At 74.9% G+C, this 4,617-nt stretch carries 1 protein-coding gene; it reads right to left on the reverse strand.

The features are described from left to right. Nucleotides 1-4,617 (reverse strand): LamG-like jellyroll fold domain-containing protein (locus AB0J52_RS28355; RefSeq protein WP_500185507.1); only part of this gene is annotated, 4,617 nt, incomplete at both ends.

Below are 4,617 nucleotides of genomic sequence, written 5' to 3' on the forward strand. Positions count from 1 at the left end.
AGGAACTGCGCGGCGCGCTGGGGCGCGAGCAGCCGCACCTCCTGGACGGACGTCCAGCGGGTCTCGCGGCCGAGGGTCCCGGCGCTCCCGTCGGCCGCCGGGGTCACCTCGACGAGCTGGTGCTCGACCAGCGCCAGGGGCTGCCAGCTCTCGCCCGGGGCGAAGGCGAACAGCGACGGGCCGTCCGCGCCGGTCAGGATGGCGGCGGGCAGCTCGTGCTGGTTCAGCAGCACCCGGATCGTGTGGCGCAGGTGGGTCAGCGGCGGTGCGCCGGCGATGCGGGCGGCGGGCAGGGTGATGCGGGCGTTGGACGCGTCGTAACTGAGCTGCTGCGGCCAGGAGACCAGGTCGGTGGCGGTGAGCATCCCGTTGAGCAGGAAGCGCTCCTGCCAGTCCGCGCCGTCCAGGCGAGAGGTGTAGCCGACCACGAGGTCGCCGGCCGAGGAGCCGTACAGCCGCGCCGCCTCGGCGGTCCGGTTCGGGACGGGGTCCTGGAGCGAGCGGCCCCAGTGGGCGACGAGCAGAGCCTCGACGAAAGCGCCGGTCAGGGGGAGTCGCGGCAGATCGTCCGGCCGGGCGGTGGCGCGGAAGGTCACCGTGGCGAAGCCGGGGGCGGCGCGTCCGCTCAGGCCGGGCGTTCCGGCGTCGGCGAGGCGCATGCCCGGCAGGAACTGGAGGCCGTCCGGTTGCGAGGTGCTGTAACCGTTCCAGCCGAACTGGAGCGTGGTGTCACCGGCCAGGGCCGCGGGCGAGCCGTCGGGAAGGGTGACGGCGAGGCTGAGGTCGTCGAACAGGTTCGCGGAGTCGAGCGTGAAACGGCCCGTCCCCGCCTCCGAGGCCATCAGGTTGAAGGTCAGCGTGGCCGCGAGAGCCTGCCCTCGGGTCGTCATCGGCACGGCGGCCGGTCCCGAGGCGAAGCGCGCGGTCACCTCCTCGGCGCTGAGGGCCCGGTTGTAGAGCGCGACCATGCGGTAGGTGCCCAGCCAGGCCCGTCCGCCGGTGATCTCGTCGCCGAGGGCGAGTTCGAACTGGTCGTTCCAGGCGGCCAGGCTTCCGCCGACGGTGTGCTCGGCCTTGAGCTGTCCGTTGAGGTAGATCCGGGTGCGGCCGTCGGCGGAGCGGGTGAAGGCCAGGTGGGTCAGGGCGGGGCCGAGCGACCCGGCCGGGGTGGCCAGGTCGGGGCTGCCGGTGGCGTCGGTGGCGTCGGTGCGCAACCAGGCGTCCATGCTGGACGAGTCGAGCAGGCCCTTGCGCTGCTGGAGCGTGACGTTGCGGTGCGTGTCGTCGGACGAGACGGTGAGGATGTCGAACTGCCCGTTGGTGAGCAGCCCGGTGACGGGCTTCACCCACGCCTCGACGCTGATCTCGTTGCCCGCCTTCACCGCGGCGTTCAGCTTCGCGGCCGGAGCGCCCGAGCGGAGCAGCGTCGGCTTGGTGAGCGTCAGGCCGCCGGAGCTCCAGCTCATGCCCTGGGTCGAGGCCGCGGTCAGATCCAGCGGCGCGCCGACGCCGGACGAGTCGTGGACGGTCGCGCCGCTGCCTTCGTCGAAGCGGTAGAGGGCCTGCAACCCCGTAGGCGGTCTTCCGACGCGGACGGCGAGGCTGAGCTTCAGGGTGTGCTCGCCGCCGGTCATGTCGAGGCCGAGGGCGACCCGCTGCGGGACGATCGGGTCCTGGGCGGACGCGCCGGGCAGGGTGAAGGGCGGGGTGACGGGGCCGGGGAAGGAGATCGCCGGCACGGCGACCGCCCACTGCACCTGGAACAGGTGGAAGTACAGCCGGACCTGGTCGATGTTCAGACCGGCGCCACCGGAAGCCAGGGCGACACTGCCGACGCGCAGGCGCGGCGCGTCCCCGGCCTCACCGGCCGAGACGGCCAGCGGCCACTCCAGCGGCGAGCCCTCCACCTTGACGGCACTGAGGTTCAACACAGTGCCCGCACCGCTACCGGCACCGCCGCCGGCACCGGTGAAGGTCAGCCGCACGCAGTTGCTCAGCTCGGCCTGCTCGCCGGCGGAACCGGCCACCGGAAGCTGCAACCGCCCGATCACCTCGACCGCGGTCACGCCGTCGCCGGTGAAGCCCACGCGGTCGAGCACCAGGGGGAAGAAGCGCAGGCCGAACAGGTCGAGGCCGGGCGCGGGCGCGTCGGGATCGTCGCCGGGCGGACGCAGTCGCCACTCGTACCCGGTGCGGTGCTCGTAGTCGCTGCTGCGCGCCTCGGGGTCGTTGCCGTCCAGGTCCAGTTCAACGGCTTCGGGCGAGTGGGCGGACGCCTTGGTGAACGCCGTGCCCTGGACGGGCAGGTCCCGGAACCACAGCCGCCAGGACGCCGTCCCGTGGCCGAGGGTGAGCGGGACGCGGGTGGTGGTCAGCTGCACGTCGCCCGCGGTGGGATGGCTCAGCGGCGTCCGGATCAGGTTGGACGCGGGCGCGCTCGCGCCGCGCACCAGCCCGCGCTGGTCGGCGAAACCGGCACCGGCCACGACCCGGGCGGCCATGCTTCCGGCCGTCAGCCGGTACTGGGCGGCGCCGGCCGGGGCGTCCGCGGGCAGGCGGCGCAGACCGGTGGCGCCGTCGGTGAAGTCGCCGTCGATCCCGCGGAGGGCCGTCTCGCCGGCCAGTGTCAGCGGGGCGCTCTGCGCGGGGTCGGCGTTGTCCAGGCGCAGTTCGCCCGGGTAGCCGTCGAGGGCGAAGGTGGCGCGGACGGGCCAGGAGCGTGTGGACGCCAGGAAGCGCAGCACGGTCTGGCCGTCCTGGCGGGCGAAGGCGGCCACGCTGTCGGCCGCGGCGAGGTCGGCGCGCTCGGCGAGGCGCCGCCAGTGCGCGGCGTAGTCCGCGCGCGTCAGCGGACGCGGCGGCTCGGGCCGCGCGGTGTCGGGCAGCGGGGAGCTCTCCCGCGGGTCCCTGGGGATCCTGGGGAGCTGGGCCAGCGCTTGGACCTCGTCGGTGTACGGCAGGTCGTGGCGGTACTGGACGGCCAGGCCGAGCGCGGGGTCGTTCTGCGGCGGGTCGCCGTCGGGCCGGGGGTCGAGCACCAGCCCGGGCAGCGAGAGCGCGGCCAGCGGCAGGTCGTACAGCTTGTCCGCGTCCGTGCCGAGCCATTCGCGGGCGGGTTTGGAGCCGCCGCCGTAGCGCGGCCATCCGGCGGCTCCGTCGGCGGTGAAGCGCCAGTGGTCGGGCAGGTCCAGGCCGTCCTGGCGGGTCACCGGCAGCTCGAACGGGACGAGCTGGCGTCCGGCGATCGGCACGTTGGGCGGGTCGATGCTCTGGGTGAGCGCCAGGGCCTGCACCATCGGCAGCGTCGGATGGCGGCGCCAGACCAGTGGCAGCGCGGCGCTGAGGGTGTCGGGGGCGAGGACGCCGCCGGTCACCAACGCCCGCAGCAGCACGGGGTCGAAGTCGTACTGGAAGGCCCAGGCGCCCAACGCGGCCGAGGGCGCGGGCGTGCCGCGCCAGGTGAAGCCGATCGCGTCGAACGTGAGCCGCGCCAGCGGCGCGAACAGCTCGCGTCCGGTGACGGTGTGCAGCGGGACGGGCGTCAGGCCGCCGATCCAGTCGTCCAGGTCGGGCAGGGCGTCGGCGGCGGTGGGCGCCTGGGTGCTCAGCCAGAACAGGCCGTTGAGCGCCACCTCCGGCGCGTCCAGCGTCAGGTCGGCCGACTGGAGCCGGAACTCCGAACCGGCCGGGGCGAGCACCCAGACGCCGGTCAGGTGCCGGGCCGCGGCGAGAGTGAGGCTCCAGGGCTGCTCGCCGGGCGCCTGGCCGAGCCCGGAGGAGTCGTCGTTGCCGAAGCTGACGGCGCCGCGCAGCAGGTTGGCGGGCGCCGGGACGGGCTGCGCCTGCGCCACGCCCGCGTCCAGGTAGATCTGCTCGGAGAGGTTGGGCAGCGGGAGCTGGGCCCAGCCGTCGTCCAGGGGAGTGAAGCCCCACAGGACCGGCGGCGTGACGGGGGCGGCGGTCCCCGGCGCGGGCGGGGTCCAGGACGGTTCGGGCTCCCGCAGGGTCGCGCGGAGCCGCCGCGCGGCCTCGTTCGGGTCGAAGGCGAGCGTGGTGGCGGCGAGGGTGACCCGCTCGGTCCAGCCGGAGCCGTCGCGGACGGCGTGGTACCCGAGCGTGCCGGGGGAGCCGGCCGGCGGGTCGCCCGCCGCAAGCTCCACCCGCAGATTCGTGCCGTCGGCGGTGACCCGCGCGCCGGCCGGGGTGATCCGGGCGAGCGTGTCGGGCTGGACGGCCGGGTCGTAGGGCTGCCGGTCGCTCAGCAGCAGGCCGAACGCCTCGCCCGGGAAGCCGATCGGGCGCGTGCCGGGCTGCTCCTGCCAGGGCGCGATATTCCAGAACAGGCGCGGGACGGTGAGCGGGTCGGCGGGTTCCAGGGTGGCCCACTGCGGTGCGGGCACCGGCTGGACCGACCCGTTCAGCGGGTTGCCGGGGTTGAGGTAGCGGTTGAGCCGCCGCCACGACGTGAGGAGCGCCGCCCGCTCGGCGTCGGTCAGCCGCTCGGTCTCGACGGTCATCCGGAAGCCGCGCACCGTCGTCCCCGGCGTCGGCGCGGGGTCGGGGACGACCCGGGCGAGCTGGAACACCGCGCTGACCGGTGCGCTGTCCCAGAGCAGA

This window comes from Spirillospora sp. NPDC049652 (assembly GCF_040675125.1).
Taxonomy (GTDB): domain Bacteria; phylum Actinomycetota; class Actinomycetes; order Streptosporangiales; family Streptosporangiaceae; genus Spirillospora.